Genomic DNA, 13,591 nt, shown 5'->3' with positions numbered 1-13,591 from the left:
CATAGCTTTTTGTTGTATTCTTATTTAAAATCTAGAGATTCACAATAATACGTCCTAAGATAGGCGCCACGATTACATTTATATTATTAAATGACACAACTACTGAGGCAATTATGAGTCAAGCGACAGCAGAACAATCATCCAGTCAATTAAGCAACCTAAGCATAGATGAGCAGCTTGCTATTATCAAACGTGGCACTCATGAGATTTATTCTGAAGAAGACTTAATTGCTAAGTTGAAATTAGGCCGCCCGCTAAAAATCAAAGCCGGCTTTGATCCTACTGCACCAGATTTGCATTTAGGCCACACGGTACTGATTAATAAACTAAAACACTTTCAAGACTTAGGGCATGAGATTTATTTCTTGATTGGTGATTACACCGCCAAAATTGGCGATCCAACGGGTAAAAACGCCACCCGTCCGCCGCTAACCGACGAGCAGGTATTGGCCAATGCCAAAACCTACGCTGAACAAGTATTTAAAATCTTGGACAAAGACAAAACCAAAGTGGTGTTTAACTCACAGTGGTTTAACGACATGAGCGCCGGCGATATGATTCAGTTGGCGAGCCAGTTGACGGTATCACGTATGCTTGAACGTGATGACTTTGCTAAACGCTATGAATCACAAACCCCAATCGCCATTCATGAATTCTTATATCCATTGGTACAAGGCTATGATTCTGTTGCGCTAGAGGCCGACGTCGAAATGGGCGGTACGGATCAGACCTTTAACCTATTAATGGGCCGTACATTGCAGGGTCGTTATGGTCAAGAGTCGCAAGTGTGTATCACTGTGCCTATCCTAGAAGGTTTAGACGGTGTTAATAAAATGTCTAAATCTTTAGGCAACTATGTGGCAATCTATGACGCGCCAGGCACCATGTATCAAAAAATCCTATCGATGCCAGATACGCTCATCCAGCGTTATTATGAATTTTTAAGCTTCAAGCCAATGGATGAAGTGAATGCATTAATGGCAGAGATGGAAAATGGCCGTAATCCGCAAGAGATTAAACGTATTTTGGCTGAAGAGCTGATCGAGCGCTTCCATGATGCAGAAGCGGCTGCCAATGCGCATAAATCAGCGGGTAATGTACTTTCTGATGGCGAGCTTCCCGTTGATTTACCAGAGGTGACACTTGAGTTGCCAGAAGGTCAAGATGCCTTATTCATTACGCAAATCTTAAACCAAGCGGACCTAGCCAAAAACAACGCTGCTGCCAAAGATATGCTAAAACGCAACACGGTCAAAGTGGACGGTGAAGAAGTGAACGCAGGCTTTAGCTTAACATCAGGTCAGACAGTGGTTATCCAAGCAGGCAAAAAAGCGTTTGCGAAAGTGACGGTGGTTTAAAAGTTTAGATTTTAGTCTATCATAGGGTTGATCTTTCATAATGAAGGATCAACCCTTTTTTGTATGAGTCATTTGAGGCAACAATGAAAAAGCAGTTAGACATATTAATGAGAGTAGTCACGTTTATTTTGTCTATCTACTTTATAGTGACCGAAATTGAAAGTTGTGAAGAGGGGGACTCTGCTCTCAAAGTAAGAAAAGACGTCAAAAATATCGTAAAAGAGAGTCGACAACAACTGCCTATCAGGATTAACGGGACGGTATGGGATGGTATTGATCAAGATGACCTGACTGTCAGTTACTTTTATAAATACGATACAGAGCCCTTTAATAAGACAGAGACGCTGGTTGCACTTAATGCTTTAAAGGTGCAATCAGCTAATTTAATGTGTGCTGATGCATCAACCTTAGCAGGTTACCAATATATTTATCACTTTAGAGATGTTAATAACCATGAGCTTATGAATTATGTGATTAATACCTATACTTGCAAGAAGATTACCGAAGAACAGTTCCACCTCAAAAAGTTAGAGAAAAAGGGTGAGTATTATTTTCCAGTAAGTAACAGTCTAAAATACAAATTGAGTTTAGCTAATATTGGTTTTATCGCTTCGAATTACACGCCAAATATGAAAGAAGACTTGGCTTTATTTCAGAGGCAAGACATGGAGCGAAATGGTAACGTTGAGTTTCCAGCAAGTTTTCTTGAAGTAGAACCTGCGTCTCAAAAGCAAATGAAAAAAGCGATTGTTGAAGATTGATGCTTGAAATTTTGATGACATTATCTAAGACACAATTTTAAGACTTTATTTTATCTGGCTGATTCGGAATAATAGGCTGATAATAAGTTCTAGTAAATAGGATTTACAGCGGTTATATTAAAACTAAAAGCTTATATCGTTTTCGATTAGGAACCACCATGCTAAAGCCGACAACACTATCTTACAATGGCATAACCCTTGAACCACTCACTCAAAGTCATGCAACTGACTTAGCCAAAGCCTGCCAAGATGGAAAGCTTTGGGAAACGGTGTATACCTCTGTACCAAGTCCAGAAACCATATCTGACTATATTAATAAAGCTCATAATATGGAAGATAGGGTTGCGTTTGCCGTTATCGATGAGACCACAGGTAAAGCGATTGGCTCGACCAGCTTTTATAATATTATGCCAATGGTGAAACGGTTAGAGATTGGATACACATGGTATGCTAAATCGTATTGGCGCAGTCATATTAATACCTCATGTAAGCTGATGCTAATGACACATGCTTTTGAGACGCTAGAATATCTGACGGTAGGCTGGCGTACAGATATCATAAATACTCAATCACAACGAGCGATAGAGAGATTAGGCGCTAAACAAGACGGCGTGATTCGTGGTGATCGCATGCGTCAAGATGGCACTATTACGGACTCTGTGGTTTATAGCATGACGATTAATGAGTGGCCACAAGCGAAATCGAAACTAGAAAATAAGCTGAAACGTTATGACCAAATATAAAACAGACACTGCGCAACATGTTGTCCAAGGTATTTACCGACATTACAAAGGTAACTTATATCAGGTGCTGCATACCGCGCATCATTCTGAAACCGAAGAGGCGCTTGTGGTCTACCGCTGTCTCTATGGTGAGTACGGCGTATGGGTACGCCCGCTTGAGATGTTCACCGAGACTATCGAGCGTGATGGCAAACAGATGCCACGCTTTGAGCTCATTAAAGCTTTGGCTGACTAGGCTGTTTTAATGAGCGCTTATTCGTCAATCTAATCATTAGGTTGTTCAAAATTAGGATGATCCTCATACCACTGATTGTTATCTCTATTGAATAGAAGAATCATCACGACGGGTGCTAAGATACTGAGCCAAATACCATAGTTGATGGGCAGGTTTAAGGTCACGGCCAAATAGCTGATGACGATAAGGGTCAGTGCTAGCGAGAAAGTGCGCAGGTTAAATGTCGAGTGTTTGCACATAAATTTGCGCAGTAAAGTCAGCGTTAGCAAAAACACAGCCAACTGCGGCAAAATAGTGGCCATGACATAAGTTTCGGTGACTGGGGTAGTGGTGGCCACTGCATTATTGCTTAGCGTGGCATGGGTATCCATCACCAGCTTAAGTGCACTACTGAGCCCTGCGATAGAGATAAATATAAAGAAGTGTCCATAACCAAAAACAAGTAAGTCGCGGCGGTGGCGATGTGCGCTTAGCATATGGGCGAATGGGATACTAAAGTATAACCACCACATCGAGAATAATAAGGCGACCAATCCTGATGCTGAGATAATAATTGAAGCAGCATTATGAGCAGAGTCCACCACGTAGGAGTGGATGATACCGCTGATACCGACCACCCCTTCACCCAATACGATAATGGTTAATAATCCATAGCGTTCAGCGATATGGCCGGGATGCCAGTTATTAAACTTCTCTGAGCGTGCCCATATAGGCATGAACAGCTCTAAAAATATAAACAGAAACAGCGACGGTGTTTGCAAATACTGGGGTAAAAATAGCCAAATAACCCACATGCTTTGCAAGGTAAATAAGCCCAAAATACTACGCAGTGCCACCTGTCTATGTTCCGGAATATCACGATATACCCGCCACCACTGAGTACAAGCCGCTAGGCGCATAATGGCATAGCCGGTCACCCCAATCCACATCAAGCCTTGATCAAAGAATTGATTGATATTGGCCGCAATGAGTAGCGAGCCAAACATCTGCATCATCACCGAAATACGATACGGAACATCATCTGGATCATATCCTGAGGCAAACCATGTAAAACTGGTCCATGCATTCCATAAGATAAAAAATGCCACAGTAAAGGTGAGAAAGCCTGAGAGATCAAGCTCTCTTAATCGCTCATAGAAGCCACCAGCAGCTGCCGATACCGCAATTACATAAACCAAGTCAAACAGCAGCTCGAGTGTGGTTGACACACGATTAGGCTCTGAGGTGTCTCTTTCACGAATGGGCGGGATGTGAAGTAGTGACATTGATAGGCAAACTCCAGTGATGATGATTGCTATAGTCAGCGAACTACTAAACGGTTACGGTGTTAACCTCGCTAGGCTACACTTATAGTACTTGCGCTCGCTTATCTTATAACCATTTCAGACCTCTCGGACTATATTGGGCTTTTAGAATAAATGGGCGATTGGTTGGCTAACCATTTTAAATCATTTGCTGACGACGTTATAGCCAAGACATTAAGTAACAGGCTGAGTATAATCAGGCTAGGACATACTTGAGGTTAAAATCCATTGTTACTCAAAAGCGTACTAAAAAAGCGCCACTAAATTTAGTAGCGCTTTTTTTTATAAGCTGTCTCATTTGTCATATAAATGGCAGATTGAGACCGGCTTATTGTATCCGTCTCTAAGCGGGTCTTATTTTTTTAGACCTGCTTCGATTTGGATTTTCAGCTTAACGTCTTTCATCATGCCGCCGTCAGTGTAAGTGTTGATGCCCCACTGAGTTCTGTCAATCGTGGTTTCAAAATCGCCACCACATACTTGGGTTTTTAATAATGGGCTATCATAACAGTTGAAACTTGTAGCTTTTAAGGTAACAGGATGGGTTTGATCAAGTAGCGTCAACTCACCTTTAACTGCTGTTACTTTATTACCGTCAAATTGCCAATCTGTCGATTTAAAATAAGCGGTTGGATACTTCTCAACGTTAAAGAAGTCAGCAGATTTGAGATGCTTATTAAAAGGTTTGATACCTGTCTCTAAGCTACTAATAGGAATTGTTACGCCAACGAAACCTTTTTGGGCTGCAGGGTCATATTCAACGATACCTGATAAGCCGTAGAAGCCACCAGCGTTAGTAGAGGTACCAAAGTGATTCACAAAAAAGCGGGCATTAGCATGATGCGGATCAATCTCGTAAGTGGCTGCGTTGGCAGAAACACTTAACGTACCTAGAGCAGCTAATGTAGCAATAGTCAGGGTTTTCTTAAATAGATTCACAGTCGGTTCTCCTATTACTGACCTTAAATGGTCAAGTTTGAAAGACATCAAATGATAAAAAAATAATCACATATAATGCGCACGGGTTATTGCATATTAATTAATCGGCAATAGCCACCTATAAGCGCTACTTATATATAGCGACAACTAGTTTAACAAAGATTTAAGCAATTTTGGGTAACATAAACCCGTAAAACCAGAAAGTTTGGTTATAATTTGGTTATAAAAAGCCGTTGAGAGTAGTGCTAATTAATGACTCGGCTTAATTTTGCGACCCATAAGCGTATTGGCAACCCAAGCTGGACCAATAAGTAAGAACTGCAAATCTTCAAGGAAAGAGGGTTTTTTACCTTCTAGCTTATGACCGACGAACTGACCAATCCACGCCACCACGAATACCGCTGCCCACGCTTTAAAGCCAAGTGGTAACACACTAATAGCAGCCATGCTAATCAGCATAAAAATACCCATTGAGATAAATAATGGGGTAGATAGACGTAGATAAAATACGGCAACCAACATGGCTAAAACGATGGTGAACCAAGCCGCCACAGACATACCCATGCCTAAGATACTGACAAAAATAGTTGGCACACATAGCCAGTGTATTTTTTTGTTAATCGGGTTTTGATGGCTAACTGCATATTCTGCAAGCCATTGATCGAGCGTACGTTTTGAAGAGCGTTTAGAAGATGACATTCCAATATCCTTATTAGTAATGAATGAACTTGTTTAATATAACGGTCATTATTCATGATGACAATGACCATTACAGGTTTGATTAATACAATTGATAGCGCCTATTATTGCAGTATAAAGGAGGGTTGTAAATATGAGGACTGTAGCACAGTTTGTGATGTTACTGACTTACCGCATAGCCGGAGAAACCATCTGGCTCTCTAAGAGGTAGCGATAGTTGGCGATTCATATTGATAATTTGGCATAATGTCCCCATCTTAGTCTGCCACGTGTGTGGTTTTTGCTACTATTGATTGATAATAGCGGTGTGCCACCTAAGTATTTGAAAAGGAAGTTTAACCTATGATGCGTATTGGCCTGTTTTTATTGACCAACTTAGCAGTACTGGTTGTGTTTGGTATCGTATTTGGGATTTTATCTCGTGTGTTTGGACTCGGTTCTGTGCATGGCGCAGGCGGGATAAACATGGCAAGTCTTGCCGTTATGTGTGCCGTTTATGGCATGGTCGGCTCTATTATTTCTCTGTTTTTATCTAAATGGATGGCAAAACGTTCAACCGGCACTGTGGTCATTGAGCAGCCAAGCAACCGCACTGAGCAGTGGTTAGTGGATACCGTTGCCAAGCAGGCTAAAGCGGTCAATATTGATATGCCAGAAGTGGGTATTTTCGATAACGCACAGCCAAATGCGTTCGCCACTGGTTGGAACAAAAACAAAGCCTTGGTTGCGGTGTCTTCAGGCTTATTACATACTATGACGCCGGATGAAGTCGAAGCGGTACTGGCACATGAAATCGGTCACGTTGCTAACGGCGATATGGTGACATTGGCGCTGATTCAAGGGGTGGTTAACGCCTTTGTGATGTTCTTCGCGCGTTTAATTGGTAGCTTTGTGGACCGTGTGGTGTTCAAAAATGAGGATGGTCCGGGTATCGGTTATTTTGTGACCAGTATTGTGATGGATATCTTGCTTGGCTTCTTGGCGTCAGCGATTGTGATGTGGTTCTCACGTCAGCGTGAATTCCGTGCCGATGCGATGGGTGCTAAGTTAGCTGGCCGTAATAAGATGATTGGAGCCTTAAATGCGCTACGTCCTGCAGAAGCTCGTCCGGATCAGATGCCAGAGAATATGCAAGCCTTTGCGATTTCAACGGGTAAGCCAGAAGGGTTTAGTATTGCAAACGTCTTTCGCTCACACCCTACTTTGGATGACCGTATTGAAGCGTTGAAAAAGTTGCAATCCTAGGTTTTTTAAGTTCGAGACTTAAGCTTAATAAGAAAATACCGCGATAGCAGCTATCGCGGTATTTTCTTATCTAAGTCTGTGTTTATTGTCTAAGCATACACTTAATTGACTATGGTATCGCGTTCATGACGGTGCCATTCATACAAGCCGATACAAGCATTGATTTGGTAAACCATGGTCTGAATCGCAAAGATATAGTTGCCAGTCATTAGGTTAATGGTTAGCCACACAAAGTTGCTTAAAATCCAAATCCACCAGTTAAATGAATAACGCAAAATCATGGTGACCTGTGCGGTAATACCCAGCACAAACGCAAAAACGTTTAACCAATAGAAGTTAATCACACCAAACAATTTACGATTATCCTCATCAAATAACGTCGTGTAGCCTTGCGCCGCTAAGATATTATTAACCGTAGGAAATAGCATCAGGCCGATGGCAATAAAGATAAAAGTGATAATCCACACTGCTTTGGTAGCAGACTTGGGCACCATGTTGCCTTCAGTATCGGTGTTCTTTGACCAATAAAACAGACCATAAGCATGGGTGAAAAAGTTGAACATCGGTGCCATCATTAGGCCGACTGCACCGGATGTGGCTTGAACCACACTTTCGCCAGCGGTAGCAACCATACCCAGTCCATTGCCCATAATGGCTTTTCGGAAAGAGAGAGAAACCACACATACTAGGCCAACCAAGGACACACATAAGTAAAACCAATCTAGCGGTAAGTGATCGGTGGTTTTCCAAAATCCTGTGCCCAGTGCTGTAACGCCGAATACAAACCAAATGACAAACCACTGCTTTGCCCATTTGCCGGTAATATTATCTAGTAACTTGATTCTCATGTGTGTCCTTAAGGAGTTTGATTGAATCTGTTAGATTAAGTGAATTAAATACAGGTCGCGCTTTCTAAAAGGAGACTATTTTATTGATTAAAGATGTGTCTATCAATATAAGCAATCGCATCTTGATAACGTTCGAAGTAATCTGGGCTAGTAATAGGGTATGTTTTGATATTATGACGATTAAAAATATCCGTTAGTCGGGCCTCAAAACGGTCGCGGGCATTGTCTGTGCCTAAGGAGCGCATACCGTCATCTACCCACGGCGTGTTATTTTTCAAAAATAAGGTATGATCAAAGCGAAATTCATCGATACAAGCAGTCACAAACGGATGGGTTCGACCTTCATATTCTTCACAAAACGCTTGAGTGGTGACAAAGTCAGTATCTATAATCGTTACTGGAGATTTGGCTTGATAAACAGCTTCGCGTACTGCATGGGCATGGTCTAAAGCAATGGGCGCATAATCACTATATTGCAGACCTTCTTCTGTGCCGCCCAAATCACTGCCTACATATAATCGTCCCATCTCCAAAGCAATATCAGCTCCATAATAGTTGGCAATTTTGTGAACCAACGTTGTTTTACCAGAGCTCTCACCACCAACGATGGCAACCGTACGCGTATAGTCACCGCGCGCTTCAGGATGAATAATATCCCAATTAGCGATAGGGCTATAATGAATGGCAACACTGTCAAATTCAGGATGCAGCGGTGTAGTAACGACCTTAGTATTTAGCGTCGAGGTCACTGCCTCTTTTGACAACGGATGACCTTCGGTGACCAGCAACACATTATCTTCATCAATCTGGAATTTATCTTTGATATAGTCAATTTTGGCGTTATACGCATCAATATTGATAGTAATGTCTTCAATATTGTCATGCACCGGAAACGAGAAGTCATCTAGAATATGGATTTTAATAAAGGGCAAATCGCTACACGCCATTTGTAACCAGCGTGCTTTATCTTGCAGAGTAACTGGGAAAGCGGGATTAGGGTTCGGGTGACGGGTAATGACAATATGTAATACCTCAACCATACCTGATGCCTGCAAGATACTGCGAATATGGCCCAGATGTAACGGCTCAAAATGACCAATCATTAATCCTGATTTTTGCATCGACAACCTCACTTGTTAATACTCGAAAAATAGTTACGCTAGCAAAGCCTTATATAGTCGTACAGGCCCTATATGCGTTATAGTTAGATAAGCGGCAATAAGCCTATATAAAACAAAAAGTTATATTGTGTAAAAAACATCGAGACTGGCTAATATTAAGTAAGACTTGACCGTTACAATGTTACAAAGTCCTTGTAAAGTGCAAACAGCATTTTTAAAAATAATCGATATAATAACTATTAATAGATAGGCCGTTAAGGTATTGAGTGGTTAGATGCTTTATAGCTCTTACATAGTACTTATTATTTAATAAATTCAGCATTTTATGAATAATAACACTTAACCCATCCTTCATACATACTCGATAATTGGGCTTATCGGCCATGATAGCCTCAAATGTTGTTTGATTTAAAGCGTATTTGAGTATCATGTCTTGACCCTCATTTTTTGCAAGGGAGAACCACTATTATGGAAAGACTGAGTAAATTACATCGTTCACGTAATCATCGAATGATTGCTGGTGTAATGGGCGGCGTTGCCGAATATTTTGGTTGGTCCCCTAATTTGACCCGTATCTTGTTTGTGGTGATTTCTTCAGCCAGTGCGGCCGTGCCCGGCATTCTAATTTATCTAATTCTTTGGTTAATTATGCCAAATGCGACCGCAGAATCGTACAGATAACTGCATTTGCGTAAATAACAGTATATTTGAAAAATCAAAAGGCTGACTGATTATAATCTGATGGTCATTATGCAAAAGTAGCAGATAACAATAATGACAGACCTATATCGCTTTCCTCCTGCCTAGATGGATAACCATCTAGGTATTTTTTTGTCTAAATTTGTCCCAAATCGGCTCTCAATATAGATAAAATAACGATTTTTTAGTAAGGTGAGGGTATAAAATTTATCACCTCAAAAAACGGACAATAAACGCCTATTCTAAGCGGTTGCCGTCCTAACCAAACAATTAACCAATACATGGCGACATTATGACTTTTCAAGAACTCATTTTAACTTTGCAAACCTATTGGGCAGAAAAAGGGTGTGTAGTATTACAGCCTTACGATATGGAGGTAGGGGCAGGTACCTTTCACACAGCGACTTTCTTGCGCTCATTAGGGCCTGAGATTTGGAATGCCGCTTACGTGCAGCCATCACGCCGTCCAACCGATGGCCGTTATGGTGATAACCCAAACCGTTTGCAGCATTATTATCAATTCCAAGTTGTGATGAAGCCAAATCCGCCAAATATCCAAGAGCTGTATTTGGGTTCTCTAGAGGCGATTGGTATCGATACCTTGATCCACGATGTACGCTTTGTTGAAGACAACTGGGAGTCGCCAACACTAGGCGCTTGGGGTCTGGGCTGGGAGGTTTGGTTAAATGGTATGGAGGTGACTCAGTTTACCTACTTCCAGCAGGTAGGTGGTCTAGAGTGTTTTCCAGTGACCGGTGAAATCACCTATGGTCTTGAGCGTTTGGCGATGTATATCCAAGGCGTAGACAGCGTTTATGATCTAGTATGGACAGATGGTCAATTTGGTAAAGTCACTTACGGCGATGTGTTCCATCAAAATGAAGTGGAGCAGTCGACCTATAACTTTGAGCACGCTGATGTGCCTAAGATGTTTGAGCTGTTTGATTTTTACGAGCAGCAGGCAGATAAATTGGTTGAAGCCGGCTTACCACTACCTGCCTATGAGATGGTGCTAAAAGCGTCGCATACCTTTAACTTATTAGATGCGCGCGGTGCGATTTCGGTGACTGAACGTCAGCGCTTTATCTTAAGAGTGCGTACATTAGCTCGTAAAGTTGCCCAAGGTTACGTACAGGCACGTGCGAAACTTGGCTTCCCACTTGCTGCTGAGGAGCACCGTGAGGTGGCATTGAAGAAGTATCTGCCACAAGATAAAGATGATGCCGATACCGATGACAGCAAAGGCAAGAAAAAAGACAAAAACAAGAATAAATAACGTCGATGTCGCAGCGTCTTGCATTAAGAGCAGCTGCGATTAAAAACAGACCCCTCTTAAATAAGCAGAGACCCTCATGAGTACAATTTTATTTGAATTAGGTAGTGAAGAGCTACCACCAAAGAGCTTAAAGCCACTACGTGATTCACTGCAGGCCAGTGTTGAAAGCCAGCTAAAAGAAGCCGATATCAGCTATGACAGTCTAAAAGCGTTTGCGGCACCGCGTCGCCTAGCAATTCAAATCGAAGGTATCAGCGATAAGCAGCCAGACCGTACCGAACAAAAGCGCGGCCCAGCGGTAAAAGCGGCTTACGATGCCGATGGTAATCCAACACGTGCGGCCGAAGGCTTTGCTAAAGGCTTAGGTATTGATGTCAGTGAATTGACGACTATCAAAACGGACAAAGGCGATTACATTGGCTATGAATTAAAGATTCAAGGTCAAGCAACAACTGAGCTGTTACCTGCCATTTTCCAAACGGCATTAGATAACCTGCCAATTGCTAAGCGTATGCGCTCGGGTGCCAGTCGTGAAGAGTTTGTGCGCCCTGTCAAATGGTTGGTCTTTATGAAGGATGACAAGGTTATCCCAGCAACGATTCAAGGGCTAACAACCGGTGTGAAGACGAATAAAGGCATTGAGACCGGTAATATAACCTTAGGTCATAGATTTCATGCTGGCAATGCACTCATTCCCCATGCCAAAGAGTATGAGCGTGTGCTTGAGAAAGTAAAAGTCATCGCAGATTTTGATCGTCGTCAGCAGCTAATCGTAGATCAAGTACAAACCCTAGCGGATGAAGTCGATTCCACGGCTATTGTCCCGCAAGAGTTGCTCGATGAAGTGACGGCATTAGTCGACTTGCCTGTTGCGCTACGTGCCAGCTTTGAAGAGCGCTTTTTACAAGTGCCGCAAGAGGCGCTTATTAGCACTATGCAAGCGGATCAAAAGTATTTTTGTCTGACGGACAGTGAGGGTAAGTTAAGACCGTATTTTATCTTTATTAGTAATATTGAATCGAAAGACCCAAGCCAAGTGATTAGTGGTAATGAAAAAGTAGTACGTCCGCGTTTGGCAGATGCCGAGTTTTTCTTCTTGCAAGATCAAAAGCAGCCACTTATTGAAATGGCAGAGAGCTTAAAAAATCGTGTTTTCCAAGACAAATTAGGCACCATTTGGGAGAAGTCTGAGCGTATCGCTAAATTGGCAGCCTTTATTGCAGCAACGATTAAAGAGCAAAATATTGAAGGCTACTCAGACATCGATGTCGAGCAAACCACGCGTGCGGCAATGCTATCGAAAGCAGATTTGACCAGTACCTTGGTTGGTGAGTTCCCAGAACTGCAAGGTATTGCCGGTACATACTATGCACGTCTCAATGGTGAGCCTGAAGCGATTGCTGCCGCTATTGAAGAGCAGTATTTACCGAAGTTTAGTGGTGATAAATTACCACAAACAGCGGTTGGTATTTGCTTAGCATTGGCAGATCGTTTAGACACGCTAGTGGGCATCTTTGGTATTGACCAAGCGCCTACCGGTTCAAAAGATCCGTTTAGCTTACGTCGCTCAGCCATTGGTGTGCTGCGTATTTTAATTGAGAAGCAGTTGCCTATTAATTTGGTTCGTCTCGTTGAACAAGCCATCTTAAATTACCAAGGCAAATTGCCAAAAGCGGGCGAGACCTTAACGCAAGTGGTCGACTTTATTAACTCGCGTTACCGTGCAATGTATACAGAGCAGGGCGTAAGCGTTGATACTATCCAAGCAGTAGCGGCAATTAACCCGCATATGCCGCTTGATTTTGATCAGCGCATCCGTGCCGTTAATGAGTTCCGCAGCTTACCACAAGCAGCGACACTGGCTGAAATCAACAAGCGTGTGGCCAACATCCTAGCCAAGTCTGAAGGCGAAGTCAGCGATACAGTTAATGAATCACTGCTAACCGAAGAGGCTGAAAAGACCTTATATCAAGCATTCAGTAAGGCCAAGACCGAAGTAACGCCTTTGCAAGCCGAAGCGAATTATACGCAAATCCTACAGTCATTGGCCACATTAGAAGCGCCGCTAACGGGTTTCTTCGATAATGTAATGGTGAACAGTGACGATGAAGCGCTTAAAGCCAATCGTTTGACCCTGCTTAAGCAAGTGCGTGAATTGTTCTTGACCGTTGCCGATGTGGGTGAATTACAGATTTAGGAATTCACGAGACCAGTTTTTAAGAATTTACTAGACCAGTTTTAGGAATTTACTAGACCAGTTTTAGGAATTTACTAGACCAGTTTTTGGGATTCACTAGACAAATTATCTGCGACAGTCTTTAAATAGTGAGCAGGTGTTGATAACACATCGTTTAATAACAGCA

General features: G+C 42.2%; 13 protein-coding genes. 8 read left to right on the top strand and 5 right to left on the bottom strand.

The genetic code is table 11. The annotated features are described in order from the left end of the window. The first annotated feature begins 113 nt into the window (after nucleotides 1-113). From tyrS to AC2SLO_RS00365, 4 genes are all read left to right on the top strand, one after another. Nucleotides 114-1,358: a tyrosine--tRNA ligase gene (gene tyrS / locus AC2SLO_RS00380; RefSeq protein ID WP_486540155.1), complete on the top strand. Its 1,245-nt coding sequence runs from the start codon at nucleotides 114-116 to the stop codon at nucleotides 1,356-1,358. An 83-nt stretch (nucleotides 1,359-1,441) separates the two neighbouring features. Continuing rightward, nucleotides 1,442-2,119 carry a hypothetical protein gene (locus AC2SLO_RS00375; RefSeq protein WP_486540157.1) on the top strand — a complete coding sequence of 226 codons (678 nt, stop codon included), beginning with the start codon at nucleotides 1,442-1,444 and terminating at the stop codon, nucleotides 2,117-2,119. Nucleotides 2,120-2,277: 158 nt separating this feature from the next. Beyond that, the gene (locus AC2SLO_RS00370) at nucleotides 2,278-2,862 is read left to right on the top strand and encodes a GNAT family N-acetyltransferase (protein WP_486540159.1); all 585 of its coding nucleotides are present in this window, start codon (nucleotides 2,278-2,280) and stop codon (nucleotides 2,860-2,862) included. After that, nucleotides 2,849-3,097, top strand: coding sequence for a DUF1653 domain-containing protein (locus tag AC2SLO_RS00365; protein ID WP_486540161.1), 249 nt, complete (start codon nucleotides 2,849-2,851; stop codon nucleotides 3,095-3,097). The genes AC2SLO_RS00370 and AC2SLO_RS00365 overlap by 14 nt, the downstream gene beginning before the upstream one ends. A 29-nt stretch (nucleotides 3,098-3,126) precedes the next feature. Here the strand turns inward: AC2SLO_RS00365 and AC2SLO_RS00360 are convergent, their stop codons facing one another. From AC2SLO_RS00360 to AC2SLO_RS00350, 3 genes are all read right to left on the bottom strand, one after another. After that, the gene (locus AC2SLO_RS00360) at nucleotides 3,127-4,362 is read right to left on the bottom strand and encodes a low temperature requirement protein A (RefSeq protein ID WP_486540163.1); all 1,236 of its coding nucleotides are present in this window, start codon (nucleotides 4,360-4,362) and stop codon (nucleotides 3,127-3,129) included. Between the two features lie 393 nt (nucleotides 4,363-4,755). Continuing rightward, complete coding sequence (locus tag AC2SLO_RS00355) at nucleotides 4,756-5,340, bottom strand: YceI family protein (protein WP_486540165.1); 585 nt, start codon at nucleotides 5,338-5,340, stop codon at nucleotides 4,756-4,758. Nucleotides 5,341-5,589: 249 nt separating this feature from the next. Beyond that, nucleotides 5,590-6,039 (bottom strand): Mpo1 family 2-hydroxy fatty acid dioxygenase, encoded by a 450-nt coding sequence (locus tag AC2SLO_RS00350; RefSeq protein ID WP_486540167.1) that lies wholly within the window; start codon nucleotides 6,037-6,039, stop codon nucleotides 5,590-5,592. A 342-nt stretch (nucleotides 6,040-6,381) separates the two neighbouring features. Between AC2SLO_RS00350 and htpX the strand changes: the two genes are divergently transcribed. Further along, nucleotides 6,382-7,284 carry a protease HtpX gene (gene htpX / locus AC2SLO_RS00345; RefSeq protein ID WP_486540169.1) on the top strand — a complete coding sequence of 301 codons (903 nt, stop codon included), beginning with the start codon at nucleotides 6,382-6,384 and terminating at the stop codon, nucleotides 7,282-7,284. 101 nt (nucleotides 7,285-7,385) lie between these two features. On the opposite strand, the gene pnuC is transcribed toward htpX, so the two are convergent. After that, on the bottom strand, nucleotides 7,386-8,132 hold the full coding sequence (gene pnuC, locus AC2SLO_RS00340) for a nicotinamide riboside transporter PnuC (RefSeq protein WP_486540171.1): 747 nt from the start codon (nucleotides 8,130-8,132) through the stop codon (nucleotides 7,386-7,388). Between the two features lie 80 nt (nucleotides 8,133-8,212). Beyond that, nucleotides 8,213-9,253, bottom strand: a complete 1,041-nt coding sequence (gene nadR / locus AC2SLO_RS00335) for a multifunctional transcriptional regulator/nicotinamide-nucleotide adenylyltransferase/ribosylnicotinamide kinase NadR (protein ID WP_486540173.1) — start codon at nucleotides 9,251-9,253, stop codon at nucleotides 8,213-8,215. Between the two features lie 468 nt (nucleotides 9,254-9,721). On the opposite strand from nadR, the gene AC2SLO_RS00330 reads away from it, so the two are divergent. The 3 genes from AC2SLO_RS00330 to glyS all read left to right on the top strand — a co-directional run bounded on the left by AC2SLO_RS00330 (nucleotide 9,722) and on the right by glyS (nucleotide 13,425). Beyond that, nucleotides 9,722-9,934 carry a PspC domain-containing protein gene (locus AC2SLO_RS00330; protein ID WP_486540175.1) on the top strand — a complete coding sequence of 71 codons (213 nt, stop codon included), beginning with the start codon at nucleotides 9,722-9,724 and terminating at the stop codon, nucleotides 9,932-9,934. Nucleotides 9,935-10,244: 310 nt separating this feature from the next. Further along, nucleotides 10,245-11,228 carry a glycine--tRNA ligase subunit alpha gene (gene glyQ / locus AC2SLO_RS00325; RefSeq protein ID WP_486540177.1) on the top strand — a complete coding sequence of 328 codons (984 nt, stop codon included), beginning with the start codon at nucleotides 10,245-10,247 and terminating at the stop codon, nucleotides 11,226-11,228. 76 nt (nucleotides 11,229-11,304) lie between these two features. Continuing rightward, nucleotides 11,305-13,425, top strand: coding sequence for a glycine--tRNA ligase subunit beta (gene glyS, locus AC2SLO_RS00320; RefSeq protein ID WP_486540179.1), 2,121 nt, complete (start codon nucleotides 11,305-11,307; stop codon nucleotides 13,423-13,425). Nucleotides 13,426-13,591: the final 166 nt, after the last annotated feature.

It is taken from the genome of Psychrobacter sp. CX14 (assembly GCF_057396205.2).
This window is presented reverse-complemented; position numbering and strand designations above follow the sequence as displayed.